Raw genomic sequence first — 26,801 nt, 5'->3', positions numbered from 1 at the left:
GCCATGCCCGGTTCTCCGTACACCGTGAACGACGTCATGACCCGCACCGTGGTCGCCCTGGCCGGCGGGGCGGAGTTCAAGGAGATCGTCAGGACCGTCGAGCAGTGGGGCGTCAGCGCCCTGCCCGTGCTGGATGCGCACGGCCGCGTGATCGGTGTCGTCTCGGAGGCGGACCTGCTGCGCAAGGAGGAGTTCCGCGACACCGCGCCGACCGGTCCGCCCGGCGCCCCCGGTCCGTCCGGGCGGGAGAAGGCGGAGGGCGTGACGGCGCAGGACCTGATGACCTCGCCCGCCGTCACCGTCCACCCGGACGCGACCCTCGCCCGTGCGGCGCGCGTCATGGCCCACCGAGGGGTCAAGCGCCTGCCCGTGGTCGACGACGACGGCGTGCTCAAGGGCATCGTCAGCCGGTCCGACCTGCTGCGGGTGTTCCTCCGGTCCGACGAGGACATCGCGGAGGAGATCCGCCGGGAGATCGTCGTCGGACGGTTCCCCGAGCAGATCGACGCGGTCCGGGTCGACGTCCACGAGGGCGTCGTCACCCTCACCGGCCGGGTCCGCGACACCTCCGTGGTGCCGCTGGCGGTGTGGCTGGTGCGCTCCGTCGAGGGCGTGGTGGACGTGCGCTGCGCGCTCGCCGGGCCCCGTCACCGTCCGGCTCTCGAACCCGACCTCGTGCCGCCCGACGACGACCCGGGAACCCCGGGCCCGCACCGGACACCGTGAGGCGGGTGACGGCACCGGTGGCGCACGGGCGCCCAGGGCCGGCCGGTCCCGGACGGGGGCCGGCCGGCCCTGGCACGGGACGGGACCGGGCGGGACGATGGAAGTGCGAGGAGAGGAGGCCGAGATGACCAGCGTGCTGGAGCGGCTGCCGGGTTGGCCGACACTCCCGGACCTGTTCGGCTGGGTCGAGTCGGGACTCCCGGGGACGCACGTTCCCGGGCTGCACGGCATCCGGATCGAGGAGCAGATCGGTGACGGCGCGTACGTCCTTCGGGCCGAACTCCCGGGCATCGACCCGGAGAAGGACGTCGACATCACCGTCGAGGAAGGGATCCTGACACTGCGGGCCGAACGCAGTGAGGAGACCACGGAGAAGCACCGCACGGAGTTCCGCTACGGCACCTTCGTCCGCTCGGTGCGGCTGCCCGCCGGCGCCAAGGGCGACGAGGCGAGCGCCGAGTACAGGGACGGCGTGCTGACGGTCACGGTTCCGGTTCCGGAGGAGAAGACGACGGAGGCCAGGACCATCAAGGTGCGGCACGCCTGAGCGGACGGAGAGGCGCAGCCGCATCGCGTAAGGAGTGCGCGGCCGGTGGACGCACCGGCCGCGCACTCCTCCGTGCCCACCGCCCTCCGTGCCCACCGCCCTCTGCGCCCGTTGCCCGGCGCCCTGCGGGATCCGCTGCATCCCGGGCTGTCCCACCGGGATCGGGGCGCGAGCCGGAGCCGAAATCGGAGCAGCGACCGGCACACGAGCCGGAGCCGCGACCGCGGCGCGGGGCGCGGGCGGCGCCGCGTCCGCGACTCCGGGCGGCACGGGAGCCGGGGGGCGCGCCGGAAGCGGGCTGCGACCGGAGCCGGCGGGGGGTGTCGGCGCCCGGATGCTCTGCACGGGATCCGGCGCCCCGGACGATGTGCACGGATCCGGCCCCCGGACGCTCTGTACGGGACCGGGCGCCTCGGACACACCGAGCCGGGACCCGTGACGGGCCGGTCGGATCACCGGCCGGGGCCGTCCCCCGCGCCGGGCCGGCCGGCCGACGACCGCGCGCCGTCGGAGCCGCCGTGCAGGTCCTCGGCGATCCCGTCCGCCCACGCCTCGACGGCCGCCCAGTCACGGTGGTCCCCGAACCTGCCGCCCGCCAGACGGAAGAACAGGCGCCCGCTGCGCGGCAGCTGGTCCGCGGTGACCACACCGGTGAAGAGGCGATGCTCCCGATAGGCCGGCCCGGCGGGCAGAGCCTGTTCGATCACCCCCGCCTCCGTGGGAGCCAGACGCCGCCAGGGACCCCGCAGGGCATCCGGCATCCCGACGCTGAACACCCATACGGGCCGCGGCACGAGCACGTCCAGGTTCTCCTGGACGAAGTCGCTCGCCGAGGGCAGCCACCGCTGCCCGTGCACCGCACTGCCGAGGACGAAGGCCCGGTAGGCGTCGGCGTCCTCCACCTCCGCCATCGGCCGGGCCTCCGTGGCCCACCCCCGCTCGCCCAGCACCGCGGCGATCCGTTCGGCGATCTCCCGCGTCGAGCCGTGCACGGACGCGTGCCCCACGAGGATGTCCATGATCTTCACCTCGCTCGCGTCGTGCTGCTCCGCGCCGGGCTCACGGCGCCGACACCGGCTCGTCGGGGCCCTGGTCGAGCCGGAACGGCGGGTAGACGTCGGTGAGCAGCGCGGCGTAGGCGGCCACGCGCAGCACCCACCGGTTCAGGCCGATCACCAGGTCGAACAGCCCGCGCGGATAGACGCTCTTCGCCGCCAGCGAGACGCCCGCGAAGAGGGTGAGCAGACCGATGAGCCCGCCCCCGTACCAGCCCGCGCGCACGCCGCCCACGAGGAACGCCACGACCAGGTACTGCGGGATGGCCAGCAGCCACCACTTCACCAGCACCAGGCCGCGGGAGAGCTCCTCCGGATACTCCAGCTGCCAGCGCGCCGGGTAGTCGGGAACGTCGGCGAGCGTGAACGGCGGGTACCGGTCGGTGCCCAGGGCACCGTAGGCGTAGTAGGCCACACGCCAGGTCCAGCGCAGGACACCGGTGTTGAAGTCGAACAGCGGGCGCGGGTAGCGGCCGGTGAACAGGATCGCGAAGAACGCCACGACGCTCGTGACCGTGAGCGCCACCCACAGGAAGAACAGGACGACGTAGTGCGGAAGGGCGAGCAGCCACTTCACCAGCCACAGCCAGCGGGACAGCGGCGCGTCGAGGACCGCGGTCAGCCGTGCCGGATGGGGCGGCGGCACCTGGTCGGACGGCGAGGCAGGCGTTTTGTTCGTGCTCATGGAACCGGTCCCTTCGGATTCCGGCCGCGCCCCGCGAGCGGTGCGCCCGCGGGCCGCGGCCTCCGCCTTTCCTCCAGCGTCCGCCGGAAGGGACCCACGGGCCCATGGGCTGAGCGGGGCAGACGCCGGGCCGAGTGGCCCCGGCAGGTGCCCGTCAGGCCTGGACCGGCCCCGCCGGGGTGACGATGTCGCCGGCGGCCACGTCGTGCAGCCGTACGGCGAGATCTTCCAGGTCCCGGCTCGCGGCGAACTCGTCGCCGATCTCGGGAACGGGGCGGTCGACCGGGTTGCTGCGTGCCCTGCCGCGGCCGGTGAGGTCCGCGGTGTCGCGGGTGGTGAGCACGGCACGCGCACGCGTGTCGTCACCGTCCTCGGTGATGTGGATCCGCACGGTCCGTTCCTCGGCGTCCATCGCGACCACTTCCCCGCGACGTGACCCCGTGCGCACTCCACCCTGCGCCCGCGCCGCGTGCCACGCCGGAGCCGCACGGCCCCCTCGGAGCCGTGCGGCCCCGTCAGCGCCGCACGGTCAGCGGGACGGTGTCCACGGTCACGGGACGGCCGTCCGCCGGCGAGTCGAAGTACGCCGTCAGCAGTCCAGGACCGCTCCTGCGGGGCTTGCAGGGGAACGTCACGTCGAAGGTGCCGCGGGTCCCGGTGCCGGAGGTCGCCCGGACCTGCACGTCGGCCGCGGTGCGGCCGGTGACGTCGGTGACCTTCAGCCGGAACACGGCCTCGAAGGTGTCGGCGCTGCCCCGCACCCGCAGAGGCGAGCCGACGGTGTCGCCGAGCAGGGGCGAATCCACCAGAACGGCCGGGGCGACGTCCTCGAAGTCCGCCCGGCCCACCGGCCGGTCGAGGACGATGCCCTCCCCGCCGAAATGCTCCACCGGCGTGCCGTCGAGGGCGAAGCGCACCCTGTCGACGGAGGGGAACCGGGTGACCGTGAACACGACCTGGGCGAGCCGCTCCCGCAGGGAGAGGCTGCCGCCGCCGTCGTCGTACCGCCCCGACAGGTCCACGGTCGCGACCCGGTCGCGGATCACCAGCGACCGCAGGGCCGTCCCGGACGGGATGGCCGTGCCGCGCCCGTGGGCCCGTTCGTAGCCGTTCGGGCCGGCCAGCAGCGCGCGGACCGCGCCGGCGGCCGTGCCCGGAGCGGCCACGGTGCGCGGGGCGGGGGAGACGTACTCGCCGTGCAGGAAGTACACCGCCGTGCGGACGCTGCGGGCCCCGCCTCCCGCGGACGGGTCCGGCGACGACCCGGGCACGGTCGCCGTGCCCGGCACTCCCGCCGTGCCGGTCGGCGGCGCGGTCCCCGAGGAGCCCGGCGACGCCCCTCCCGGCGTTCCCTCGGCCGTCGGGGAGCCCGACGGCCGGCCGCCGGTGCCGGGCGCCGGAGACCTGCCCGCGGTGTCGCACGCGACGACGACGGCCAGCGGCAGCACCAGTGCGGCGGCGCACGTCCACGAACGGCGCCCGCGCGGGCGGGGAGCGGGGGATCTGCTGTTCATGGCGACCTCCTCCCACACGTCCAGACAAGCACCGCCCCGGGCCGCCCGCCAGGGACCGTACGGCCCCGAGCACGGCATCCGCGCGGGTCCTGGCGACCCGCCTGCCCGGGGTCGGTCAGGTGCACGTAGAACCAGTGCAGTTGACGTGCCATCAGGTCCGGTCGGACGTGGTGAGACGGTGACGCAACGCCAGGGACGCGAGGGTGAGGAGCACCACCGCGAAGCCCAGGAGGACCAGGAGATCGGTGAGGATCGCGCCCAGATCGCCGCCCCTGGACAGCAGCTCCGTCCACGCGTCCACGGCCCAGGCGTGCGGTACGGCATGGCCCACCGTCCTCAGCCAGCCCGGGACCAGTGCCAGCGGCCACATACAGCCCCCGAGCATGCCCAGGGTGATGCCGAGGGACGGACCGAGGGCGTGCACCTGCTCCGGCGTCCGGAACAGCGCACCCGCCAGCACCCCGGCACCGGTCCCGACCAGCGCCCACACACCCACCAGGGCGGCGGCGGCGAGCGGATCACCCCAGGACACGCCGAACGCGAGGGCGCCGATGCCCACGATCAGCACCGACTGCACCAGCGCCAGCAGCAGATAGGCCGCCGTCTCGCCGAGCACCAGGGCACGGGACGGAACGGGAGCCGCCAGCACCCGGGTGTACACCCCCGTGCGCCGTGTCTGCACGATGGCGGCACCACCCGCCAGCGCGTTCACGAAGACGAACAGCACCAGCATCGTCGGCGTGCTGTAGCTGTAGCCGAGCGGCAGGAACTCGCTGACACCGTCGACGGTCTCGGCGCGAACGGCGATGGGGGAGGCGGCCCGTTCGACGCCCCGCGCCCGGTCCAGGTTCGTCTCGAAGGTGCCGCCGGCCTCCTGCGCGGCGAAGCGCGCCGCCTGGAGCTTCGCCGCGTGACCGGCGACCACCGCCGACACGGTCGACACCGCGGAGTGCCCGGCGTTGCCCGACGGCTCCACGAGCACCGGCACCGCGACGGACCGTCCCGAGCGCACGTCCTCGTCCAGACCCGCCGGCATCACGACCACGGCGTCCAGCTCGGCACGGCGCAGCGCGTTCCGAGCGTCCCCCGCGCTGCCGAACACCCGCGTGCGCAGCCCGGTGTCGGACCGCAGGTCGGCCACCAGCTCCCGGGCGACGGGGCCCTGCCGCGGAGCGGGCACGACACCCACCCGGAACCGGTCGAACCCGCTGACCGTGATCCCGATGACGACGATGATGGCGACCGGCAGCAGCACCATGAAGAACAGGGCCGTCCGGTCGCGCAGCGCCCGCAGCACGGTGGCCCGGGCCACGGCGAGTGCGGTCATGGTGTCCTCCTCAGCCGGAGCAGCAGGACCGTCACCGCGGTCACGGCCGCGCAGAAGCCGGCGATGCCGAGCAGGGGAGCGCCGACCGCCGCCCAGCCCCGCACCCCGGTGCCCAGATCGGTGAAGCCGCGCAGCGCCCACCCGTTGGGAGTGAACAACGCCAGCCGGTGCATGAACGACGTGCCGGAGGCGAAGACGAAGTTGCCGCCTGCCAGGGCCAGTCCGAACACCACGACCGACGCCAGCCCCTCGGCCTGCCGTTCGGTCCGCGCGACCGCGATCACCAGGGCGGTCAGACAGACCACGGCGACCGCCATGCCCAGTCCGAGGACGGCCACGCCCACCGGGTCCGCCCAGCGGGCGCCGAGGGCCAGCCAGGACACGAGCGTGACGGTGGCGAGCCCGGCCAGGCTGTAGCCGAACGTGGACAGCGACTTGCCGAGCAGCAGCGCACCCCGTCCCACCGGGGCCGCCGCGATCCGGTCCAGGGTGCCCTGCTGCTGCTCCGCGAAGTAGCCGCGCGCCCCGAAACCGACCGTGAACAGCACGAAGAAGATGCCCATGCTGGGTCCGAAGTAGCTGATGACCTCCAGCGGGTCGTCGGCCATGCCCTCCGGGCGCACCTGTTCCGGCAGACGCAGCAGCGCCGCCCGCGCGGCGAGCCGGGGGACGTCCTCCTGCGGCACCCCCGCCGCAACCGCCGTGGCGACCGACAGCCGGTCGGCGTTGACCTGCGCCACGTACGACTCGGCGACGGCGCGCGCGAGCTGCGCCTCCAGCCCGTGGTCGACGCTGTCCAGGACGACGACGGGGGAGGGGCTGCCGCCGCGCAACGCCCGGGTGAACCCCGCCGGGACGACGATCGCGGCGTGGGCGCGCCCGGAGTCCACCGCCCGCCGTGCGGTCGCCGCGTCGCCGTACTCCCGCACGCGCACGGTGCCGCGCAACTCCGGGCCGGTGAGGACCTGGGTGAGCCCGGCGGCGGCCGGCCCGTGGTCCAGATCGACGACGCCGATGTCGGCACGGAACTCCGTGTCGCCGCCGAACGCCAGGGCCATCAGGCCCGCGATCAGCACCGGCGCCACGAACACGATGACCCAGGCCGACCGGTCGCGCAGACGCTGCCGCAGGTCCTTGGCCGCGATGGACAGAACGACACGCACGACGGCTCACTCCCTCAGGGCGGTGCCGGTCAGATGCAGGAAGACCGTCTCCAGGTCGGGCTCGTCGATCTCGACGCTCCTGACGTGGACACCCTGCCGGTGTGCCAGGTCCAGCAGCTCCGGCAGCAGGCTGCGCGCGTCCTTGACGACCACCTCCACCACGTCGTCCCGGTCCCCGCCGCGTGCCGCGCCCTCCACGCGCGTGAAGCGGCGACACGCCCGCGCGAAGGCATCGAGGTCGCCGACGGCGGTGAGCCGCACCCGGTCGCGCTCGGCGACCAGCGACACCAGCTCCCGCGGGGTGCCCTCGGCGATCAGCCGCCCCCGGTCGATGATGCCGACCCGGTCGCACAGCCGCTCCGCCTCCTCCATGTAGTGCGTGGTGTAGAGGACGGCCATGCCCTGCTCGCCGAAGCGTGTGACGCTCTCCAGAATCGCGTGCCGGCTCTGCGGATCGACCCCGACCGTCGGCTCGTCCAGGACCAGCAGGGTCGGCGCGTGCACCAGCCCGGCGCCGATGTTGAGCCGCCGCCGCATGCCGCCCGACAGGGAGTCCACCCGGTCCCGGGCGCGCGCGGTGAGGCCGATCAGGTCCAGCACCTCCGCCACCCGCGCCTCCAGCCGGCGGCGCGGCAGCCGGTACAGCCGGCCGAAGAATCGCAGGTTCTCCCGGACGCTCAGGTCCGGGTACAGGGCGACCTCCTGGGGCACGAAGCCGATGAGCCGCTTCGCCGGTCCGGCGGCCGTGCTCACCGGAAGGCCCGCGACGCGTACCGTGCCCGCGTCGGGCCGCAGCAGCCCGCACACCATGCGGATGGCGGTGGTCTTGCCCGCGCCGTTCGGCCCGAGCAGACCGTAGGTCTCGCCCGGCGCGATGCGCAGGCTCACGTCGTCGACGGCGGTGCGATCGCCGAACCGCCGAACCAGGTGCGCGCAGTCGAGCACGGGCTGCGGCGCGGCATCGTTCATGACATCTCCTCGACGGACCCCCGGCCCGCCGGGCCGGTGGCCTCACGGAAGGCCTCTGCCGCTGAGCCTGGTCGGTGCGCGCCCGCCTGCACAGGGCCCGCCCGGGCCCGGCCCGTGGGCCGTCCGGCCCGCGCCCTCCGGACCGGCGGCCGGTGCCCCCGCGCTGCGCGACGGCCCCCGGAACCACCGCCGCGTCGCCCGGACGGTCACCCCGAAACACCGGCACTGCCCGCACGGGGCACGCCGTGGCCGAGGCACCACGCGGCACCGAGCGTTCCGGGCGTGCGGGCCGGAACGTCCCGGCGATGTCGAGCAGCACGTCGTCGAGCCGGTCGGCGACACCCTCAGCGCACTCCGCGTCCGTCACGGCCGTCGAGAGATCGAGCAACTCCGCCTTCATATCGGGCAGCGGCCCGTGAAATCAGATCGACGAAAATACAGCGATTCCCGTGATCTACGACTGAAGGGTCCGATTGCCTGCTGAACATGTGCCTCGCTTCGGCGGGTCGTCCCGTTCCCCCGGGAATCGGGCATTAAGGTCCAGCGTGTGAAGGGTCGATAGCCCGGTGAAGCAGAAAGGTTCGATCATGCGACGCCTGCCGGTTGTCACGGTTGCATTGGTCAGCGTGCTGGGGCTTGCGTCAGGTGGGTTGGTGTCGGCCGCGACCGATGATGCGCCAGCGCAAAGACCGACCAGGGCGAGCAACTGGCCGGTCGGCTACTGGATGGGTACGGATCCGCTCGATGGCGGCGACTCGCGGCGAGGCTTCAGGCGCAACGCCGACGGCGAGATTTCGCTGGCAGGTCGCGACTCCTACGTGACGTTGTGCGGCGGCACGGACCGTGCCCTGTTCTCCTTCTCCGACGGTGTTGTGGCAGGCCCCAGGATGACCTCCGACAAGTTCGTCATCACCTGCTTCAACAACGGTGACGCCGTCACTCTGCGTGCCGACTACGTCCTGATCGACCGTGGATTGATGCGGGAGACCCTCACCAGAATCGACGGGTCACCTGTGACAGAGATCTACTTCCACAAGGTGAGCGTTCCGAAGTGATATGTGGACTCGTTCATCCTCGATTGCTGACCCTTCAGCCGTAGATCGAGTCGTTTGCCGTAGTTCGGCGGGGCTGGGTGCGGAAGGCAGTCGGGGCTCGCACCGGGTTGCGGATTTTCGGCGAGGTGTGCGACGGACGGGCGTCCTGCCCGCCCGGTGAGTTCGTCAGCCGCGGGGCCGGGGTGGCCCGGTTCGGCTGGGCCGACCGGGTGAGACCGGTGCGGGGGTGCACCGACCAGCCCCAGGCCGAAGCCGTGGATGCCGCCCCCACTTCCCGCCGTTCTCTTGCGGTGGCACCGTCCGGACGGTCCCTTGGACCGCAGGGCCTCAACGCCGCCTCCCGCCGGCGAGCGTGCCCGGCATACGCGGACTCGCGGGAGACCCGTGATCGCCGCGCGACCCGCGAAGCCGCGAAGGCACCACCCTTTGCGTGAACGACTCGGCGGTCTCGAACCGTACTTGCTCCCGCTGAGCCCGCTGCTTCGTGGTCAGGCCACCTCCCTCGGGACACCACATGACACCGGGATACACCCACCAGCGGGATCACCGTCACCCCAGGCCGAAAACCTCAGGCGGGTAGCCGCCCCGCCCTGCCCGCCCCGGTCCGTCAGGCCGCCCGTTCAGTCCGGTCGGGCGCCCGTTCGTCGGCGGTACGCCGCCACGGCGGTCGGCAGGGTCGGGAAGATCAGGTCCGTGCCGACCGTGTCCGCCAGGCCGTAGGCCACCAGGTCGTCGAGCAGGTCCTGCTTGACCCGGGCCAGGGCGAACACGATGCCGCGGTCGGCGAGTTCGCGGCGCAGCGCGTCCACCGCATCCAGGGCGGTGATGTCGACCTCGACATTGGCCTCCATGTTCAGCAGGAACCAGCGCACGGGCCCGGTCTGTTCCTCCACGGCCGCCAGGGCCCGCCGCCGGAAGTCCTCCGCGTTGGCGAAGAACAGCGGTGAGTCGTACCGGTAGACCAGCAGGCCGGGGATCGTCCGGGCCTGCGGATAGTCGTCGATGTCGTGCATGCCCGCCACCCCCGGCACCAGCCCCTCGACCGCGTCGTGCGGGCGGGCCACCCGCAGCAGCAACTCGGCCACCGACAGGCCGACCGCCACCAGCACGCCGTACAGCACGTCCAGGGCGAGCACACCGGCCAGGCAGCCGAGCGCGAGGAGCAGTTCGCGGCGCCGGAAGTCGGCCAGCCGCCGGAACCCGGCGAAGTCCACCATGCGCACCGCCGCGTACACCACGATCGCGCCGAGCACGGCGGAGGGGGTGCGGGCCAGCAGCGACCCCAGCACGAGCAGCACGGCGAGCACCGCGGCGCCGGCGACCAGTGAGTACCCCTGACTGCGGGCCCCGGTCGAGCAGGCGAGGGCGGTACGGCTGGCGCTGCTGCTGACGGGAAAGCCGTGCAGCAGCGCGGAGCCGAGATTCGCCGTGCCCAGGGCCGTGAACTCCTGGTCGGCGTCGAGCTCCGGCCCCTCACCGCCGGGCCCGGCGAACGCCCGCCCGGTGAAGATGCAGTCGGTGTACGCCACGAGCAGGACACCGAGCGCCGGCAGCACCAGCCGCGGCAGCTCGCCCGGATCCGGCACCGCGATGCCGGGCAGCCCCGCCGGTACCGCGCCGATCACCTGAACGCCGTACCGGTCGTCCAGGCCGAACACCACCGTGGCCGCGGTGCCCAGCACCACGGCGAGCAGTGGTCCGGGCAGCGCCCGCGGATACCGGGCCACCGCGAACAGGAACGCGAGGGCGGCGGCGGACAGCACGACCGTCGCCGCGTCGGCGTCGGACACGCCGCGCACGAAGGACCACAGCTTCGGGAGGAACCCGTCGCCCGAGGTGTCCACCCCGGTCAGGTTCGGCAGCTGGTCCACCGTCATGATCATTGCCACGCCCGCGAGATAGCCGGTCAGGACCGGGCGGGAGAGCAGATCCGCGAGGAACCCCAGCCGCACCGCCCGCGCGACCAGGCACAGCAGACCGACCGTCCCCGCGAGGGCCGCCGCCAGCGCGGCGTAGCGGCCCGGGTCCCCTGCGGCGAGCGGAGCGACCACCGTCGCCGTCATCAGGGCGGTCGTCGACTCCGGCCCCACCGACAGCAGCCGCGACGAACCGAACAGGGCGTACAGCCCGAGCGCGGGCAGGATCGCCCACAGCCCCGCCACCGGTGGAAGCCCGGCCACACCCGCGTACGCCATCACCTGCGGCACCAGGTACGCGGCCACCGTGACACCGGCCAGCAGATCGCCCTTCAGCCACTCCCTGCGGTAGCCGGCGAGAGTGGTGAGCCCGGGGACGGCCCGCAGCGCGGCAGCGGGGGCACGGGTGCGTGCCCGGCTCCACAGCCGGGCGGCACCGGGCAGGGGACGGCGCCCCGTGTGTCCACCCGCCGCGCCCCGGTCCATCAGCCGCCCTCCGCCGTCGGCCTCCAGGATGCGCCGGGCCCGTCCGCCGCACCGTAGGGCCGATCGGTCCCGGCCCGACCCCGGTCAGCCCATGGGACCGGAGCCTGATCCGCCGGATGCTCGGAACGTCGGGAGACGCGCAGGCCGCAGGGCCGGAGGAGACCACCATGACGCACCACGTGCTCGAACGGCCCCCCGTCCACGCGCTGCTCGCGGACGGCACCACCGTGTGCATCCGGACCGTTCGGCCCGAGGACCACGAGCGGCTGCGGGCGCTGTACGACACGATGTCCGCGGACAACCTGCGGTTGCGGTTCTTCAGCATCAGCCGGCGGTCCGGTCTCCGTGCCGCGGACCGGGCCTGCGCCCCGGCCCGGCCGGGCTACCGCGCCCTCCTCGCGGAGACACAGGGACGGGTGATCGGCCTCGCCGAGTACGACACCGGCGGCAAGGGCGACACGGCCGACATCTCCGTAGCCGTCGCCGACGGCCTGCACCACCGCGGCGTCGGCACCCTCCTCGTCGAACACCTGGTCTCCGCGGCGCGCGCCGACGGCGTCACCGCGTTCACCGCCGACGCCCTGAGCGAGAACCGCGACATCCTGCGGCTCTTCGCCGACCTCGGCCTGCGGACCGCCCGCCACTTCGACGGCCCCGAGGTCCACTGCACCATCCGGCTGGACCAGGACGACACCTACCTGTCGGCCGTGGAGGCGCGGGGCCGGGCCGCCGCCGTGGCCAGCCTGCGGCCCCTGCTGCGGCCGGACGGCGTGGCCGTCGTCGGAGCCGGGCGCAGGCCCGGGTCGGTGGGCCGGGCCGTCCTGCACCACCTGAAGGCCGGCGGCTTCACCCGGCGGCTGTTCGCCGTCAACCCCGCCGCGACCTCGATCCTCGGCGTGCCCTGCTTCCCGTCCGTCGGCGCCCTGCCCCGGACGCCCGACCTGGCCGTCCTCGCCGTACCCGCCGCCGCCGTGCCGGCCACCGCCGAGGAATGCGGTACGGCGGGCGTGCGGGCCCTGCTCGTCGTCACCGCCGGGCTCGATGCCGAGCAGGCGCGGGCCCTCCTGGCCGCCTGCCGCACCCACGGCATGCGCCTGGTCGGGCCGAACTGCCTCGGCATCGCCCACACCGACCCCGAACTGCGCCTCGACGCCACGTTCGCCGCCGGCCACCCGCGGCCCGGCACCGCCGGTGTCGCCGTGCAGTCCGGTGGCGTCGGCATCGCGCTGCTCGACGGGCTGTCCCGGCTGGGCATCGGCATCTCCTCCTTCGTCTCCCTCGGCGACAAGTACGACGTCAGCGGCAACGACATGCTCCAGTGGTGGGAGAGTGACGGCCGCACCGACCTGGCGCTGCTGCACCTGGAGTCCTTCGGCAACCCGCGCGCCTTCTCCCGCACGGCCCGGCGCGTGACGCGCCGCATGCCCGTGCTGACCGTCGACGCCGGCCGCACCGAGGCCGGAAGGCAGGCCGCCGCCTCCCACACCGCGGCCGCCGCCACCCGCACCATGACCCGGCAGGCACTGTTCACCCAGGCCGGCGTCACCGCCACCCGCTCCGTCGGCGAACTGCTGGAGACCGCGGCCCTGCTGCACACCCAGCCGCTGCCCGCCGGCACCCGCGTCGCCGTCGTGACGAACGCGGGCGGCGCCGGCGTCCTGACCGCCGACGCCTGCGCGGAGGCAGGGCTCGTCCTCCCCCCGCTCGGCACGGAGGCGGCGGACGCCCTGCACGCCGTGCTGCCCGCCGGCGCCACCGTCGGCAACCCGGTGGACGCCACCGCCTCGGTCACGGAGGAGCAGCTCGCGCGGTGCGTGGACCGGCTCACGGAGCACGGCGCCATCGACGCCGTCGTCGTCGCCCTGGTCCCGACCGCCGTCGCCGCCGCGACCGGGGACGACCTGGTCCGGGCGGTCACCCGGGCTCCCGCCCCCGGGACCCGCCCGGTCGCCCTCGTACGGCTGGAGCAGGACGTCCCGGTGACGCTGCTGCCCGCCGCCGGCGGCGGATCCGTCCCCTCGTACGCCGAACCGCAGGCGGCGGCGCGGGCCCTGGCCCACGCGGCACGCCGAGCGGCCTGGCTGAGCCGGCCGGCCGGCACCGTGCCGGACCCGTCCGGCATCGACACCGCCCGCGCCCACGCCGTCGCCGAGACCTTCCTCGAAGCCCATCCGGACGGCGGCTGGCTCGACCCGGGCACGTGCGCCGAACTCCTCGACGCCTACGGCATCCCGCAGATCCCCTGGGCCTTCGCCGACACCGAGGACGACGCCGTGCGCGCCGCCCGGCGGCTGCGCGGCGCGGACGGCCGGGTGGTCATGAAGGCGCACTGGCCGGGTCTGGTGCACAAGAGCGAGGCGCACGCCGTCCACCTCGACCTGCAGGGCGACGCCCAGGTGCGGGCCGCCTTCCGGGACTTCGAGACCCGTTTCGACGGCCTGCTGACCGGCGTGGTGATCCAGCCGCTCGCCGCACGCGGCACCGAGCTGTTCGCCGGCGTCGTCCAGGACCAGGTCTTCGGGCCGCTCGTCCTGTTCGGCTTCGGCGGCACGGCCACCGAGGTGCTCGCGGACCACGCCGCCCGGCTCGCCCCGCTCACCGATCAGGACGTGCACGACCTGATCACGTCCCCGCGCTGTGCGCCGCTGCTGTTCGGCGCGCACGGCAGCGGGCCCGTCGACCTCGCCGGGCTGGAACAGGTGCTGCTGCGCCTGTCGCGCATGGCGAGCGACCTGCCGCAGCTGGCGGAGGCCGACGTCAACCCGGTCCTCGCCACGCCCGGAGCGGTCACCGTGCTCGACTCCCGGCTGCGGCTGCTGCCGCGCCGGGCCCAGGACCCCTATCTGCGCCGGCTCCGCTAGCCGGCCGAGGCAGCCCCAGGAGGAACCGTGAAACACAACAAGGTCGGCTCCGTGATGACCACGGACGTGGTGCGCGCCGATTACGGAACCCCGTTCAAAGAGGTCGCCCGGCTGCTGGCGGACCACCGGATCAGCGGACTGCCCGTGGTGGACGAGGACGACCGGGTGATCGGAGTGATCTCCGAGACCGATCTGATGATCCACCAGGCCGCGGTCCCCGACCCCTACGAGCCCGAGCGCCACCACCGTCTGGCCGCGCTCACGCCCGCCGGGCGGCGCCGGAACGCCAAGGCCGAGGCCCGCACCGCCGGCCAGCTGATGAGCGAGCCGCCGGTCACCGTGCACGCCTCCGACACCATCGTCGAGGCCGCGCGGACCATGGCCCAGCGGCACGTCGAGCGGCTTCCCGTGCTCGACGAGGAGGACCGGCTGGTCGGCATCGTCACGCGGCGGGACCTGCTGCAGGTCTTCCTGCGGCCCGACGCGGACATCCGCGACGAGGTCCTCGAGGAGGTCCTGGTGGGCACGCTGTGGCTGGCGCCGCGCAGCATCGACGTCTCCGTCACCGAGGGCGTGGTCACGCTCTCCGGTCAGCTGGAACGGCGGAGCGAGACGGAGATCGCCGTCTCCATGACCCGGCAGATCGACGGCGTGGTCGGCGTCGTCGGCGACCTCACCTGGCGCCTGGACGACAGCCGGCTGCAGCCCGAGGCCCAGGCCCTGCACGGGGTGGCCGACGAGTGGCTGCGCAAACTGTGAGAGGAGGCGGACCGCCATGACCGCGAACGTGCTGGTCGCCTACGGAACGACCAACGGGTCGACGGCGGAGATCGCCGAGACCATCGCCGAGGTGCTGCGCAAGGAGGGCCTGACGGCCGAGGCGCGTCCGGCCGGCTCCGTGCGCGACACGGACCCCTACGACGCCGTCGTGGTCGGCGGCGGCCTGTACGGCGGCCGCTGGCACCGCGACGCCCGCCGCTTCGTGCGGCGCCACGGCGAGGCACTGTCCCGGCGCCCGCTGTGGCTCTTCAGCAGCGGCCCGCTCGACGCCTCGGCCGGCGAGCGGGACATCCCCCCGGTGCCCGGCGTGAAGAGGACCATGGACCGGCTGGAGGCCCGGGGCCACGTCACCTTCGGCGGCTGCCTGGAGGAGGGTGCCAAGGGCTGGATCGCCCGGATGATCGTGCGCAACGGAAAGGGTGGCGACTTCCGCGACTTCGGGCAGATCGAGACGTGGGCGGCCGGCATCGGCCACGCACTGACGGACTGAGGCGGACCACGGCGCGACGCGGACCCCGGCACCACCACCGGCCGGGGCCCGCGCCGCCGCGCCACGGCCCCGGAGCCGGTGCCGCCGCCCGGGCCATCGCCCCCGCCCCCGGCCGAGGGGCGTTCCGGCGGCCCGGCGAGCTGCCCGCCGTCCCGCCGGGCGCGCTCCGGCTCCCGGCACCGGGCTCCTGCCCCCGGACCGGATCCGGCGGGCCCACATCCGGGGGCAGGACGGCGCACGGCCTCGGACCCGAGCCGATGCCGGCGGGACGCCACCTGCTCGGTGCCACACCGGCCAGCCGTCACCCGCTCCCGCGTGCACGGATGCACCATCACCCCCGACATCCATCGCCCCCGCCCTGGCCTGGAGGCGTTCCGGCGCGCTGCCCGCCGTCCCGCCGGGCGCGCTCCAGCCCCCGACACCCAGCGGCAGCCGAGGTGGGGCCGTCATCCGCCCCGGTGGACACCTCCCGCTTCGGTGAACGAGGATCAGCCGCATGATCAGGGCCGCCACCGTCGACGACATCCGCGACATCCGCGCGATGATCCGTGAACTCGCCGCGTACGAACGGGCCGCCGACCAGGCCCGCGCCACCGACGAGCAGCTCCATGACGCGCTCTTCGGTGCGCACCCCGCCGCCCACGCGCTCGTCGCCGAGGACGACACCACCGGCGACACCGTGGGCTACGCCCTGTGGTTCCCGCGCTTCTCCACCTGGACCGGCACCCGCGGCATGCACTTGGAGGACCTCTACGTGCGGCCGCACGCCCGCGGCGGCGGACACGGCAAGGCCCTGCTCGCCGCCCTCGCGGGCCTGTGCCTGCGTCACGGTTACGAGCGTTTCGAGTGGTGGGTGCTGGACTGGAACGACCCGGCGATCGGCTTCTACAAGGCGCTCGGGGCGGAACTCCTCGACGAGTGGACGGTCTGCCGCCTGAGCGGCGAACCCCTCGTGGGGCTCGCCGCCCTGGCGCCCGCCCCTGAAGCGGGCCGAACCGGGTGAGGGGATCTCACCTGGTGTCGCTCACCGACTCCCCGGCGAGTGCGGCGCGCCCGGCCTCCAGACGGGCGACCGGCACCCGGAACGGCGAGCAGGACACGTAGTCCAGGCCGGCGCCGTGGAAGAAGTGCACCGAGTCGGGGTCGCCGCCGTGCTCGCCGCAGACACCGATCTTCAGGCCGGGGCGTGCCGCCCGGCCCTCGGCGACGGCGATGCCGACCAGGCGGCCGACGCCCTCGCGGTCCAGCGTCTCGAACGGCGACGTGGCGAAGACGCCTTTGTCGAGGTAGGCCGAGAAGAAGGCCGCCTCGACGTCGTCACGGGAGAATCCCCAGGTGGTCTGGGTGAGATCGTTCGTGCCGAAGGAGAAGAACTCGGCCACCTCGGCGATCCGTCCCGCCGTCAGCGCCGCCCGCGGCAGCTCGATCATCGTGCCGACCGGGCAGCGCACGTCGATCCCGGACTCCTCCGAGACGGCGGCCAGCACCCGCTCCACCTCGTCGCGCACCAGCCGCAGTTCCCTGACGTCGCCGACCAGCGGCACCATGATCTCCGCCTCGGGCGTGCCGCCGGCCCGCCTGCGCTCCACGACCGCCTCGGCGATCGCGCGCACCTGCATGGCGACCAGACCGGGCACCACCAGGCCGAGGCGGACGCCCCGCAGGCCGAGCATGGGGTTCTCCTCGTGCATGCGCCGCACCGCGGCGAGCACCGCGGCGTCGTGCGGGTCCGGCCGTTCCCCGCGGGCCTCGGCGGCACCGACGCGCACGGCCAGCTCCGTGGCGTCCGGCAGGAACTCGTGCAGCGGCGGGTCCAGCAGCCGGATGGTGACCGGCAGTCCGTCCATCGCCGCGAGGATGCCCGCGAAGTCCTGCCGCTGGAGGGGGAGCAGCGCCCCGAGCGCACGGTCGCGAGCGACGTCGTCACCGGCCAGGATCATCTCCTCGACCAGCGCGCGCCGCTCCCCGAGGAACATGTGCTCGGTACGGCACAGCCCGATGCCCTGCGCGCCGAACCGGCGGGCCCGAGCCGCATCCTCCGGCGTGTCGGCATTGGCGCGCACCTCCAGCCGGCGTACCTCGTCGGCGAGCCGCAGGGCCGAGGCGACCGCGTCCACCGCACCGGTGGAGCGCTCCCCGGTCTCCAGGTATCGCATGACCTCGGAGTCCACCAGCGGCGCCGCTCCGGCGTACACGGCGCCCGCGGAGCCGTCGACGGAGATCACCGTGCCCTCCTCCACCACGGTCCCCGTGCGGGTGGTGAAGCGTCGGGCCGCGGTGTCCACGGCGAGCTCCTCGGCCCCGCACACGCAGACCTTGCCCATCCCGCGGGCCACGACGGCCGCGTGCGAGGTCTTGCCGCCGCGGCTGGTCAGCACCGCCTGCGCGGCGACCATGCCGGGCAGGTCGTCGGGGGTGGTCTCCTGGCGGACCAGGACCACCTTCTCGCCGGCTGCGGCCCGCCGGGCCGCCTCGGCGGAGTCGAAGACCACCGCGCCGACCGCGGCACCCGGAGAGGCCGCGATGCCGCGGGCGAGGGGCGCACCGGTGGCCGCGGCGTCGAAACGGGGGAACATCAGCCGCGCGAGCCCGTCGCCGCCGACCCGCGCGAGGCCCTCCCGCTCCGTGATCAGCTTCTCGTCCGCCAGCTGGGCGGCGATCACGAACGCGGCCTCGGCGGTCCGCTTGCCCACCCGGGTCTGCAGCATCCACAGCGTGCCGCGCTCGATGGTGAACTCGATGTCGCACAGGTCCCGGTAGTGCCGCTCCAGCGTGTCCATGTGGTCGCGCAGCCGGTGGTACGACTCCGGGTCCAGCTGCTCCAGCTCGGCCAGCGGCACGGTGTTGCGGATACCGGCCACCACGTCCTCGCCCTGAGCGTTGGGCAGGTAGTCGCCGTAGAGGCCGGGCAGGCCGGTGGCCGGGTCGCGGGTGAACGCGACCCCGCTGCCGGAGTCGGTGCCGAGGTTTCCGTAGACCATCCGCTGCACCGTCACCGCGGTGCCCAGGTCGTCGGGAATGTGCTCGCGCCGCCGGTACAGGCGGGCGCGTTCGCCGTTCCAGGAACGGAAGACCGCGAGGACCGCCCGGCGCAGCTGCTCGGCGGGGGACTGCGGGAAGTGGTCGCCGGTCCGCTCGTGGATGAGCCGCTTGTACGCCTCGACGAGGTCGGTGAGATCGGCGGCCTCCAGATGCACGTCGTCGGGGGCGCCCCGCCGCTCCTTGAGCTCGGTCAGCAGCCGGTCGAACAGCTCCCCGTCGACGCCCATGACCGTGCTGCCGAACATCTGCACCAGCCGCCGGTAGGAGTCCCAGGCGAAACGCTCGCTGCCGGAGACCTTGGCCAGGCCGGTCACGGAGTCGTCGTTGAGGCCGATGTCCAGGACCGTCTCCATCATGCCGGGCATGGAGAAACGGGCACCGGACCGGACGGACACCAGCAGCGGGTCGTCGGGCTGCCCCAGGCGGCGTCCGGCGCCGGCCTCGATCGCCGACAGGTGCCGCGAGACCTCCTGGAACAGACCCTCCGGTTCGGTTCCGGTGCGCAGGAACTCCCGGCAGGCCTCGGTGGAGACGATGAAACCCGGCGGGACCGGCAGTCCCAGCCGGGTCATCTCGGCGAGGTTCGCGCCCTTGCCGCCGAGCAGGTCGGCCAGCTCCCGGCCACCCGCGCTGAAGTCGTACACGTAAGGCACCATGACACCTTGCTCCTCGGCTCCGTGGCTGCTGGCTCCGTCCCCTCCAGCGTCGGGCCACCGCCGGGGCGGAGGCAGATGCCGCCCGACCCCCGCGGTGGGGCCGGTCGGCCCCTGACCCGGTCAGCAGATGCGGGGCAGCAGCTCGCCGATCGGCAGGTCCACCACGCGGCGGGCCCCGACCAGCGTGCGCAGGACGACCCGGCCCGCTGGACCGTCCGCGGACACCTCGCCGATCCGGACCGCGTCCCGGCCCTCCGGCCGCGAGCGCAGCGCCGTCAGCGCCGCGTCCGCCGCCTCCTGCGCCACGAACGCGACCAGGCAGCCCTCGTTGGCGACGACGAGGGGATCAAGTCCCAGCAGATCGCATGCGGCGGCGACGGCCCGGGGCACGGGTACGGCGTCCTCGTCGATCTCGACGGCGATCCGCGAGTCACGGGCGATCTCGTTGAGCGCGGCGGCCAGGCCGCCCCGGGTCGGGTCCCGCAGGGTGTGCACCTGCTCGCCGAGCGGCCCCAGCGCCGCCACCAGCCCGTGCAGGGGACGGCTGTCGGAGGCGATGTCGCTCTCGAAACCGAGTCCCTCGCGCGTGGACAGCACCGTGGTGCCGTGCAGCCCGATCGGCCCCGACAGCAGCACCGCGTCGCCGGGCCGCGCCAGCGCGGCCGACGGACGCAGCCCCAGGCGGCGCTGCCCGACGCCGGTCGTGGTGACGAAGACCCGGTCGGCGGCGCCGCGGCCCACCACCTTGGTGTCGCCGGTGACGACGGGCACCCCGGCCTCGCGCGCCGCCTTGCCCATCGACTCCACGACGGCGCGCAGTTGCGCGAGCGGCAGGCCCTCCTCCACGACCAGCGCCACCGACAGGGCGATCGGGCGGGCACCGCGCATCGCGAGGTCGTTCACCGTGCCGTTGACGGCCAGCGAGCCGATGTCCCCGCCGGGGAAGAACAGCGGGCTGACGACGAAGCTGTCCGTGCTCACCACCAGGTCGGGGTGGCCGGGCAGCAGCGCCGCGTCCTCCAGCGGCCCGCTCTGGCCGTCCAGCGCCGGCAGCACCAGGGCGTCCAGCAGCTCGGCGGTGAGCCGGCCGCCCGCGCCGTGACCGAGCAGGACGACATCGTCCTCGTGGTGCGGGCTGGGGCATACGGCAGTCATGACAGCGACCCTTCCTTCGTGCGGCCCGCCGCGTGGAAGGCGGCGCAGGTGCCCTCCGCGGACACCATCGGGGCACCCAGCGGATGGCGGGGCGTGCAGCGGCTGCCGTAGGCGGCGCAGTCGGTGGGCAGCCGGGCGCCGGTGAGCACGGCGCCGGCGATGCACGCGGCGTCCTCCACCGGGCGCAGCCCGTCCACGGCGAACCGGTGGGCGGCGTCGAAGCGGGCGTACCGCGCGGCGAGTTCGAACCCGCTGCCGGGCAGCGCGCCGATGCCTCGCCAGGCCCGATCGGTGACCTCGAACACTTCGCGGACGGCGTCCTGCGCCTCGGTGTTGCCGCTGCGGCGCACGGCCCGCACGTACTGGTTCTCCACCTCGTGCCGGCCGGACTCCAGCTGCCGTACCGTCATCAGGATGCCCTCCAGCAGGTCCAGCGGCTCGAAGCCGGTCACCACGACGGGCACCCGGTAGCGGGCGGCGATCGGCTCGTACTCGCGCCAGCCCATCACCGCGCACACGTGCCCGGCCGCGAGGAACGCCTGCACCTCGCAGTGCGGGTCGTCGAGCAGCGCGGTCATGGCGGGCGGCACCAGCACATGGCTGACCAGCATGGAGAAGTTGTCCAGACCCAGCCGGTCGGCGTGCAGGACCGCCATGGCGGCCGCGGGCGCCGTGGTCTCGAAGCCGACCGCCAGGAACACCACCTCGCGCCGCGGATGCACGGCGGCCAGGCGCACGGCGTCCATCGGCGTGTACACGACCCGGACGTCCGCGCCTCGGGCGCGCAAGGCCAGCAGGTCCGTGTCCGTGCCGGGCACCCTCAGCATGTCGCCGAAGCTCGTGAAGATCACGCCGGGCGTCGCGGCGATCGCCATGGCCCGGTCCAGGGTCTCCAGCGGGGTGACGCACACCGGGCAGCCCGGCCCGTGGATCATGCGGATCCCGGCGGGCAGCAGCTCGTCGATGCCCTGCCGGACCAGGGTGTGCGTCTGCCCGCCGCACACCTCCATGATCCGCCAGGGTGTGGTCGCGGTGCGGCGCAGCTCCTCCAGCAGCCGCCGGGCGAGGGCGGGATCGCGGTACTCGTCGAGATACTTCACCGCGGCTCACCCCGCGCGGACCCCGCGACCAGGTCGCACTCGACCCCCACCACGCCCTCGATCGCGCGGATCAGACGGGTCGCCACGGGCACCAGGGACGTGTCCCGGATCCGGCCGGTGAGCGTGACCACCCCGTCGTCCACCGCCACCCGCACGGGCTCCAGGGGCACGGGGAACAGGTAGGACACGACCTCGCGGCGGACCTCCTCGGCGATGTCCTCGTCGGACCGCAGGAACACCTTCAGCAGGTCCGCCCGGCTCACGATCCCCTCCAGCAGCCCCTCGCCGTTGACGACCGGAAGCCGCTTCAGACCGCGCCGGGCCAAGATGCGCGACGCCTCCGCGAGCGTGGCGTCGGAGTGGACGGTGACGGCCGGAGCGCTCATCAGCTCCTCGGCCCGCACTCCGCCCGCCTTCGCCAGGTCGGTGAGCCGGCTGAGCTGGACGAACCGGTCCGGGTCGGAGTCGCGGAACTCCTCCTTCGGCAGCAGGTCGGCCTCGGAGACGACCCCGATGACCCGGCCCTCGCCCTCCAGTACCGGAACCGCGCTGACCTTCCACTGCTCCATGAGCGTGACGATGTCCTTGAACGGGGCGTCGCGGCCCACCGCCACGACCTCGCGTGTCATGACGTCACTCACGATGTGCGGGCTGCCGTGCATGGTCGTTCTCCTCGGATGGTCAGGTGCGTTCGACGGTGAGGTCGAGGAAGTGGGTGGAGCAGGAGATGCACGGGTCGTGGTTGCGGACGGCCCGCTCGCACAGCCGGGTCAGCTCCTCGTCGCCCGGGTCACCCGCAGCGAGGGCCGCCTGCGCGGTCCGTGCGAGATCGTCCTCGATGGCCCCCTGGTTCTGCGCGGTGGGCGGCACGATCCGGGCGTCGGTGACGGTGCCGTCCGCGGCCAGCCGGTAGCGGTGGTAGAGCAGTCCGCGCGGCGCCTCCGTCGCACCGTGACCGGTACCGGCGGCCGGCGGCACCTCCACGTACGGACGGGAGGGCGGCTCGTACGCGTCGATCAGTCGCAGCGCCTCGTCGACGGCGTACACCACCTCCACGGCCCGCACGAGGATCGACCGGTAGGGGTTGCGGCACACCGCACCCTCCGCCGGGTCGCCGAGCCCCGCCTCGCGGGCGGCCTCGCGTGCCCCGGCCGACAGCTGCGCGCCGCCCACCGCGAACCGGGCCAGGGCGCCGGTGAGGTGGTTCCGCCCGTCGAGCCGGGAGTGCAGCGCCGTCGAGTGCGGCACCTGCTCCTCGCGGACGTGGTCGAGGAAGCCGGGCAGCGCGAAGCTGCTCCGGACGCCGTCCGCGCGCAGCACCGTCGGGGTGCCCCGCTCCACGGCGTACCGGTCCGGAGCGGCCAGGGCCAGGAAGTCGGCGTCGGTGACGGCGTCCGGGAAGTCGAAGCCCGCCACCCAGCGCACCGTTGCGCGGGCGTCGTCGGCGGCGCGCCGCAACCGCTCCCGGAGCGGCCTCAACTCGCCCTGCGCGGGCACGCGGTGGAAGCCGCCGAGCCGGACGTTCACGGGGTGGACGGCGCGGCCCCCGAGCTGTTCGAGCAGCGCGTTGCCGGCCTGCTTCAGCCGCAGTCCCCGCTCCACGGCGGCCCGCTGCGTGCGCGCCAGATCGATCGCGCCGTCGCAGCCGAGGAAGTCCGGCGCGTGCAGGAGGTGGATGTGCAGGGCGTGGCTCTCGATCCACTCGCCGCAGTACAGCAGCCGGCGCAGGTCCTGCACCGCCGGGTCGACCGTGACGCCGCAGGCGTCCTCGACGGCCTGGCAGGCACTCATCTGGTAGGCCACCGGGCAGATGCCGCACACCCGGGCGGTGATGTCGGGCGGCTCGGTGTGCCCCCGGCCGCGCAGGAACGCCTCGAAGAATCGCGGCGGCTCGTAGATGCGCAACCGTGCCTCCTCGACACGGCTGGCGGCGACCCGCAGGTGCAGGGCGCCCTCGCCCTCCACCCGGGCCAGCGAGCCGACGCGCAGGACACGGGAACCGCGGTGGGTCACGGCCGTACCTCCTCGTCCGTGGCGTCCGCCCCCGTGTCCCGGCCGGGCGGGTCGAAGGCGGTGGCGTTGAACGTGCGCAGCAGACGCCGCACGTCCCGCTCGTCGAGCCCGTCGCGGCGCAGCAGCGGGATCAGGGCGGGAAGGTTCACCGAGCCCGACGGTCCGAAGCAGCCGTAGCAGCCACGGCCGAACGCCGGGCAGATCGCCCCGCAGCCGGCGTGTGTGACCGGCCCGAGGCAGGGGGTGCCGTGGGCGACCGTGACGCACACCGTGCCCCGGCGCTTGCACGCGAAACACACGCTGTGGTTCGGCACGTCCGGCCTGCGCCCGGCCAGGAACGCGGTGACGACCTCCAGCAACTGGCCCCGGTCGATGGGGCAGCCGCGCAGTTCGAAGTCCACGTCCACGTGCGCGGACACGGGTGTGGAGGTCGCCAGCGTCTCCACGTACTCGGGCCGGGCGTAGACGGTGCGCCGGAACTCCTCGACGTCGGCGAAGTCACGCAGTGCCTGGATGCCGCCGGCGGTGGCGCACGCGCCGATCGTCACCAGCACCCGGCACTGCGCGCGGATCTCCCGGATGCGCCGGGCGTCGTCCGGGGTGGTCACCGAGCCCTCGACGAGCCCGAGGTCGTACGGTCCGGGCTCCACCGCGCTCGACGCCTCCAGGAAGTGGGCGATGCGCACCCGGCCGGCGAGGGTGAGGAGCTCGTCCTCGCAGTCGAGCAGCGTGAGCTGGCAGCCGTCGCAGGAGGCCAGTTTGAACACCGCGAGGGTGGGTGCGGACACGGTCACAACTCCCTCACCGTCAGCAGGTCGCGGGCCAGGTCCCAGCCGATCACCGGCCCGTCCCGGCACAGCAGCGCACCGCCGAGCTGGCAGTGGCCGCAGTGCGCGGTGCCGCAGCGCATGTTCCGCTCCAGCGACACCCGGACCCGGTCCGGCGCCAGCCCCCGGCGCACCAGTTCTCGGGCGGTCGCGCGGATCATCGCCTCGGGCCCGCAGACGAATGCCGTGGTGTTCGCCGGATCGAACCAGGCCTCGTTCAGCAGTTCGGTGACGAGGCCGACCCGGCCGCGCCAGGTGGGGGAGGGGCGGTCGACGGTGACCGCGCAGTGCAGCGGGCCGCCCCCCGCCGCCCAGTCGGAGAGCTGCTTCGCGTACAGCACGTCGCCGGGGGTGCGGGCACCGACGAGCAGGTTCGGTCGCCCGTGGGCGTCGGGGGCGGCGAGCGCGGCCAGGACCAGGGGCCGCAGCGGGGCCAGGCCGATGCCGCCGGCGACCACGAGCACGTCCCGGCCGGCCGCCCTCGGCAGCTCCCAGCCGGTGCCGAAGGGGCCGCGCAGCCCGACCCGGTCGCCCGGTCGCAGCGCGCACAGCGCCGCCGACACCGCGCCGACCGAGCGCACCGTGTGGACCAGCTCGCCCGCGCCGATGCGGGACACCGAGACGGGGATCTCCCCGACCCCGAACGCGTACACCATGGCGAACCGGCCCGGTGTGAAGGGCGCGAGCGCCGCCGTGCCCGCCGGCGCCAGCGTGATGCTGACGGTGTCGGCGGTCTCGGGCCTCGTCCGGACCACCCGGTAGGGCACGGGCACCCCGGTCATGTCAGGTCCCCGCTGCCATAGGGGGCGTACAGGTCGAGCAGCCGGATGCGGGTCGCGCGCAGCCGGTCGGCGACCACTCCGCCCACCCAGCTCGCCACCGCCCGGCCGAACCCGGCGTCCTCCTCGCACAGCAGCCGCACGGTCGCCGCGTCGAACTCGTAGGCCTGCACCGTGCTCGTCGTCTCCGCGCCCAGGTGCCACTCGTAGGGCGGGAAGTACCAGGACCAGCCGACGAGTTCGCCGCGGCCCAGCGTCTCCACCACGGCGGCCCGCCGCCCCGGGACATGGATGTCGAGGGCGACCGTCCCGGCGCGCACGATCCAGAACCGGTCCGCGCGCCGGCCCTCCTCGAACAGGCGGGTGCCCGCGGGGAAGGACACCTCGCGGGCGATCCGTGTCAGCCGCGCTCGGTGCTCCGCTCCCAGCGCCGAGTCCCAGGCGGTCGAGGTCATCGTCGCGGCTCCTCACGGTCGTCGTGCGGCAGGCCCGCGGACGTCTCCGCCTGGAGCGCCGCTGCCTCCTCGGTGATGTCGATCCCGACCGGGCACCAGGTGATGCAGCGCCCGCAGCCGACGCAGCCCGAACTGCCGAACTGGTCGTACCAGGTGGAGAGCTTGTGGGTGAGCCACTGCCGGTACCGGCTGCGCCCCGAGGCCCGCACCGGGCCGCCGTGCAGGAGGGAGAAGTCGAGGTCGAAGCAGGAGTCCCAGCGCTGCCACCGCTCGGCGTGGTCGCCGGTGAGGTCGGTGACCTCCTCGGTGGTGGTGCAGAAGCAGGTGGGGCACACCATGGTGCAGTTTCCGCAGGTCAGACAGCGGGCGGCCACGTCGTCCCAGCGCTCGGCCTCCAGACTCCCGGCCAGCAGGGCGCGCAGGTCCACGGGGGGCATGGCCCGGCCCATCCGCTCCCGCGCGGCGTCCACCGCGGACCGGGCGGCAGTCCCGGTCGCCGGATCGTCCGGGTGGTGCGGGACCGCCGCGAGGACCTCCTCGCCGGCGTCGCTGCCGCTGCGTACGCGGAAGCGGTGACCGTCGGCGTCGACCACTTCGGTCAGCGCGAGATCGAAACCGGCGTCGGCGCCCGGGCCGCCGCCCATGGACACGCAGAAGCAGGTGGCTCCCGGTTCGGTGCACTCGGCCGCGATCAGGAACGCGCCCACGCGCCGCTCCCGGTATCCGCTGTCCGGGTACCTGCCCCCGGCCAGCACACGGTCCTGCACCGCGATGGCCCGCAGGTCGCAGGGCCGCACCCCGAGGAAGGCGTACGACGGCTGGGGTGGCCGCTCCTCGGTCACCGACAGTTCCCCGTCCGCACCGCGGTCGACGCTCCACAGCTTCTCCCGCTCCGGGTGCAGGAACGCCTTCCACGACTGTGGTCCCGTGGTGTGCGCGAAGGCGGCGCCGTCCGCGCGCGGGACCAGCCGGTAGCGGCCGGCCTCGACCTCGGTGCCCCAGCCGAACGGCAGCCGGCGGGCCGAGTCCAGCTCGGCCAGGACGACGGCCCCGTCCCGCACCGTCGGTCCGACGACCGTGCGTCCCTGCCCGCGCAGCACCTCGACCAGGGCGTCGAGCCCGCTGAGGTCCAGGACGGCGGTCGTACGGCGGTCTGGCATCGTGCCCTCCCAGGCGCGGTGGGACTGCTGAGTCCAGACT

At 74.2% G+C, this 26,801-nt stretch carries 24 protein-coding genes and 1 pseudogene; 7 read left to right on the top strand and 18 right to left on the bottom strand.

From position 1 onward, the window contains the following. Window positions 1-3 precede the first annotated feature (3 nt). Window positions 4-726: a CBS domain-containing protein gene (locus tag JS756_RS01240; protein WP_205380985.1), complete on the top strand. Its 723-nt coding sequence runs from the start codon at window positions 4-6 to the stop codon at window positions 724-726. 124 nt (window positions 727-850) lie between these two features. Beyond that, the gene (locus JS756_RS01235) at window positions 851-1,273 is read left to right on the top strand and encodes an Hsp20/alpha crystallin family protein (RefSeq protein ID WP_205380984.1); all 423 of its coding nucleotides are present in this window, start codon (window positions 851-853) and stop codon (window positions 1,271-1,273) included. A 452-nt stretch (window positions 1,274-1,725) separates the two neighbouring features. Here the strand turns inward: JS756_RS01235 and JS756_RS01230 are convergent, their stop codons facing one another. The 7 genes from JS756_RS01230 to JS756_RS01200 form a co-directional block, all read right to left on the bottom strand. Beyond that, window positions 1,726-2,292: a flavodoxin domain-containing protein gene (locus JS756_RS01230; RefSeq protein ID WP_205380983.1), complete on the bottom strand. Its 567-nt coding sequence runs from the start codon at window positions 2,290-2,292 to the stop codon at window positions 1,726-1,728. A 40-nt stretch (window positions 2,293-2,332) separates the two neighbouring features. Continuing rightward, window positions 2,333-3,013, bottom strand: coding sequence for a DUF4389 domain-containing protein (locus JS756_RS01225; protein WP_205380982.1), 681 nt, complete (start codon window positions 3,011-3,013; stop codon window positions 2,333-2,335). A 154-nt stretch (window positions 3,014-3,167) separates the two neighbouring features. Continuing rightward, complete coding sequence (locus JS756_RS01220; RefSeq protein WP_240203090.1) at window positions 3,168-3,425, bottom strand: dsRBD fold-containing protein; 258 nt, start codon at window positions 3,423-3,425, stop codon at window positions 3,168-3,170. A 103-nt stretch (window positions 3,426-3,528) separates the two neighbouring features. Further along, window positions 3,529-4,527, bottom strand: a complete 999-nt coding sequence (locus JS756_RS01215) for a GerMN domain-containing protein (RefSeq protein ID WP_205380980.1) — start codon at window positions 4,525-4,527, stop codon at window positions 3,529-3,531. Between the two features lie 151 nt (window positions 4,528-4,678). Beyond that, a complete protein-coding gene (locus JS756_RS01210; RefSeq protein ID WP_205380979.1) occupies window positions 4,679-5,854 on the bottom strand; it encodes an ABC transporter permease in 1,176 nt (391 codons plus the stop codon). Further along, window positions 5,851-7,017 carry an ABC transporter permease gene (locus JS756_RS01205; protein WP_205380978.1) on the bottom strand — a complete coding sequence of 389 codons (1,167 nt, stop codon included), beginning with the start codon at window positions 7,015-7,017 and terminating at the stop codon, window positions 5,851-5,853. The genes JS756_RS01210 and JS756_RS01205 overlap by 4 nt, the downstream gene beginning before the upstream one ends. A 6-nt stretch (window positions 7,018-7,023) precedes the next feature. Beyond that, window positions 7,024-7,986 carry an ABC transporter ATP-binding protein gene (locus tag JS756_RS01200; protein WP_205380977.1) on the bottom strand — a complete coding sequence of 321 codons (963 nt, stop codon included), beginning with the start codon at window positions 7,984-7,986 and terminating at the stop codon, window positions 7,024-7,026. Window positions 7,987-8,552: 566 nt separating this feature from the next. Between JS756_RS01200 and JS756_RS01195 the strand changes: the two genes are divergently transcribed. Then, a complete protein-coding gene (locus JS756_RS01195) occupies window positions 8,553-9,041 on the top strand; it encodes a hypothetical protein (RefSeq protein WP_205380976.1) in 489 nt (162 codons plus the stop codon). A 281-nt stretch (window positions 9,042-9,322) separates the two neighbouring features. Here the strand turns inward: JS756_RS01195 and JS756_RS38490 are convergent. Together JS756_RS38490 and JS756_RS01190 are read right to left on the bottom strand one after the other, a co-directional pair. Next, window positions 9,323-9,557, bottom strand: a pseudogene (locus tag JS756_RS38490) (IS630 family transposase); the annotation flags it as partial. Window positions 9,558-9,661: 104 nt separating this feature from the next. After that, complete coding sequence (locus JS756_RS01190; protein ID WP_205380975.1) at window positions 9,662-11,443, bottom strand: SulP family inorganic anion transporter; 1,782 nt, start codon at window positions 11,441-11,443, stop codon at window positions 9,662-9,664. Between the two features lie 167 nt (window positions 11,444-11,610). On the opposite strand from JS756_RS01190, the gene JS756_RS01185 reads away from it, so the two are divergent. The 4 genes from JS756_RS01185 to JS756_RS01170 all read left to right on the top strand — a co-directional run bounded on the left by JS756_RS01185 (window position 11,611) and on the right by JS756_RS01170 (window position 16,577). Further along, window positions 11,611-14,304: a bifunctional acetate--CoA ligase family protein/GNAT family N-acetyltransferase gene (locus tag JS756_RS01185; RefSeq protein ID WP_205380974.1), complete on the top strand. Its 2,694-nt coding sequence runs from the start codon at window positions 11,611-11,613 to the stop codon at window positions 14,302-14,304. Between the two features lie 27 nt (window positions 14,305-14,331). After that, a complete protein-coding gene (locus tag JS756_RS01180; protein WP_205380973.1) occupies window positions 14,332-15,063 on the top strand; it encodes a CBS domain-containing protein in 732 nt (243 codons plus the stop codon). A 16-nt stretch (window positions 15,064-15,079) separates the two neighbouring features. After that, entirely contained in the window at window positions 15,080-15,574 is a 495-nt protein-coding gene (locus JS756_RS01175) for a flavodoxin domain-containing protein (protein ID WP_205380972.1), read from the top strand. A gap of 496 nt (window positions 15,575-16,070) precedes the next feature. After that, entirely contained in the window at window positions 16,071-16,577 is a 507-nt protein-coding gene (locus JS756_RS01170) for a GNAT family N-acetyltransferase (protein WP_205380971.1), read from the top strand. Between the two features lie 7 nt (window positions 16,578-16,584). Here JS756_RS01170 and ppdK read toward each other — a convergent pair whose 3' ends face one another. The 9 genes from ppdK to JS756_RS01125 form a co-directional block, all read right to left on the bottom strand. Beyond that, the gene (ppdK, locus tag JS756_RS01165) at window positions 16,585-19,272 is read right to left on the bottom strand and encodes a pyruvate, phosphate dikinase (RefSeq protein ID WP_205380970.1); all 2,688 of its coding nucleotides are present in this window, start codon (window positions 19,270-19,272) and stop codon (window positions 16,585-16,587) included. A 120-nt stretch (window positions 19,273-19,392) separates the two neighbouring features. Further along, window positions 19,393-20,427, bottom strand: a complete 1,035-nt coding sequence (gene hypE / locus JS756_RS01160) for a hydrogenase expression/formation protein HypE (RefSeq protein ID WP_205380969.1) — start codon at window positions 20,425-20,427, stop codon at window positions 19,393-19,395. Next, a complete protein-coding gene (gene hypD, locus JS756_RS01155; protein ID WP_205380968.1) occupies window positions 20,424-21,527 on the bottom strand; it encodes a hydrogenase formation protein HypD in 1,104 nt (367 codons plus the stop codon). The genes hypE and hypD overlap by 4 nt, the downstream gene beginning before the upstream one ends. Then, window positions 21,524-22,189 carry a CBS domain-containing protein gene (locus JS756_RS01150; protein WP_205380967.1) on the bottom strand — a complete coding sequence of 222 codons (666 nt, stop codon included), beginning with the start codon at window positions 22,187-22,189 and terminating at the stop codon, window positions 21,524-21,526. Before JS756_RS01150 ends, hypD begins: the two co-directional genes overlap by 4 nt. Before the next feature lie 19 nt (window positions 22,190-22,208). After that, on the bottom strand, window positions 22,209-23,540 hold the full coding sequence (locus tag JS756_RS01145) for a Ni/Fe hydrogenase subunit alpha (protein WP_205380966.1): 1,332 nt from the start codon (window positions 23,538-23,540) through the stop codon (window positions 22,209-22,211). Further along, window positions 23,537-24,328 (bottom strand): NADH-quinone oxidoreductase subunit B family protein, encoded by a 792-nt coding sequence (locus JS756_RS01140; RefSeq protein WP_205380965.1) that lies wholly within the window; start codon window positions 24,326-24,328, stop codon window positions 23,537-23,539. Before JS756_RS01140 ends, JS756_RS01145 begins: the two co-directional genes overlap by 4 nt. 2 nt (window positions 24,329-24,330) lie before the next feature. Next, window positions 24,331-25,149 carry an FAD/NAD(P)-binding protein gene (locus JS756_RS01135; RefSeq protein ID WP_205380964.1) on the bottom strand — a complete coding sequence of 273 codons (819 nt, stop codon included), beginning with the start codon at window positions 25,147-25,149 and terminating at the stop codon, window positions 24,331-24,333. Further along, entirely contained in the window at window positions 25,146-25,601 is a 456-nt protein-coding gene (locus JS756_RS01130; RefSeq protein ID WP_205380963.1) for a cyclic nucleotide-binding domain-containing protein, read from the bottom strand. Before JS756_RS01130 ends, JS756_RS01135 begins: the two co-directional genes overlap by 4 nt. Then, window positions 25,598-26,761, bottom strand: coding sequence for a 4Fe-4S dicluster domain-containing protein (locus JS756_RS01125; RefSeq protein ID WP_205380962.1), 1,164 nt, complete (start codon window positions 26,759-26,761; stop codon window positions 25,598-25,600). The genes JS756_RS01130 and JS756_RS01125 overlap by 4 nt, the downstream gene beginning before the upstream one ends. Window positions 26,762-26,801 lie beyond the last annotated feature (40 nt).

The organism is Streptomyces actuosus (assembly GCF_016921115.1).
In the GTDB taxonomy this organism is placed as follows: domain Bacteria; phylum Actinomycetota; class Actinomycetes; order Streptomycetales; family Streptomycetaceae; genus Streptomyces; species Streptomyces actuosus_A.
Note: the sequence above shows the minus strand (reverse complement) of the source record. Positions and strands in the feature narration are given on the sequence as shown.

Bases quoted from the DNA above. Each gene is read 5' to 3' on its own strand.
- JS756_RS01215 (WP_205380980.1), bottom strand. From the start codon at position 4,527: ATGAACAGCAGATCCCCCGCTCCCCGCCCGCGCGGGCGCCGTTCGTGG.
- JS756_RS01230 (WP_205380983.1), bottom strand. From the start codon at position 2,292: ATGGACATCCTCGTGGGGCACGCGTCCGTGCACGGCTCGACGCGGGAG.
- JS756_RS01150 (WP_205380967.1), bottom strand. From the start codon at position 22,189: ATGCACGGCAGCCCGCACATCGTGAGTGACGTCATGACACGCGAGGTC.
- hypE (WP_205380969.1), bottom strand. From the start codon at position 20,427: ATGACTGCCGTATGCCCCAGCCCGCACCACGAGGACGATGTCGTCCTG.
- ppdK (WP_205380970.1), bottom strand. From the start codon at position 19,272: ATGGTGCCTTACGTGTACGACTTCAGCGCGGGTGGCCGGGAGCTGGCC.
- JS756_RS01200 (WP_205380977.1), bottom strand. From the start codon at position 7,986: ATGAACGATGCCGCGCCGCAGCCCGTGCTCGACTGCGCGCACCTGGTT.
- JS756_RS01225 (WP_205380982.1), bottom strand. From the start codon at position 3,013: ATGAGCACGAACAAAACGCCTGCCTCGCCGTCCGACCAGGTGCCGCCG.
- JS756_RS01190 (WP_205380975.1), bottom strand. From the start codon at position 11,443: ATGGACCGGGGCGCGGCGGGTGGACACACGGGGCGCCGTCCCCTGCCC.
- JS756_RS01170 (WP_205380971.1), top strand. From the start codon at position 16,071: ATGATCAGGGCCGCCACCGTCGACGACATCCGCGACATCCGCGCGATG.
- JS756_RS01130 (WP_205380963.1), bottom strand. From the start codon at position 25,601: ATGACCTCGACCGCCTGGGACTCGGCGCTGGGAGCGGAGCACCGAGCG.
- JS756_RS01125 (WP_205380962.1), bottom strand. From the start codon at position 26,761: ATGCCAGACCGCCGTACGACCGCCGTCCTGGACCTCAGCGGGCTCGAC.
- JS756_RS01235 (WP_205380984.1), top strand. From the start codon at position 851: ATGACCAGCGTGCTGGAGCGGCTGCCGGGTTGGCCGACACTCCCGGAC.
- JS756_RS01220 (WP_240203090.1), bottom strand. From the start codon at position 3,425: ATGGACGCCGAGGAACGGACCGTGCGGATCCACATCACCGAGGACGGT.
- JS756_RS01185 (WP_205380974.1), top strand. From the start codon at position 11,611: ATGACGCACCACGTGCTCGAACGGCCCCCCGTCCACGCGCTGCTCGCG.
- JS756_RS01175 (WP_205380972.1), top strand. From the start codon at position 15,080: ATGACCGCGAACGTGCTGGTCGCCTACGGAACGACCAACGGGTCGACG.
- JS756_RS01135 (WP_205380964.1), bottom strand. From the start codon at position 25,149: ATGACCGGGGTGCCCGTGCCCTACCGGGTGGTCCGGACGAGGCCCGAG.
- JS756_RS01240 (WP_205380985.1), top strand. From the start codon at position 4: ATGCCCGGTTCTCCGTACACCGTGAACGACGTCATGACCCGCACCGTG.
- JS756_RS01210 (WP_205380979.1), bottom strand. From the start codon at position 5,854: ATGACCGCACTCGCCGTGGCCCGGGCCACCGTGCTGCGGGCGCTGCGC.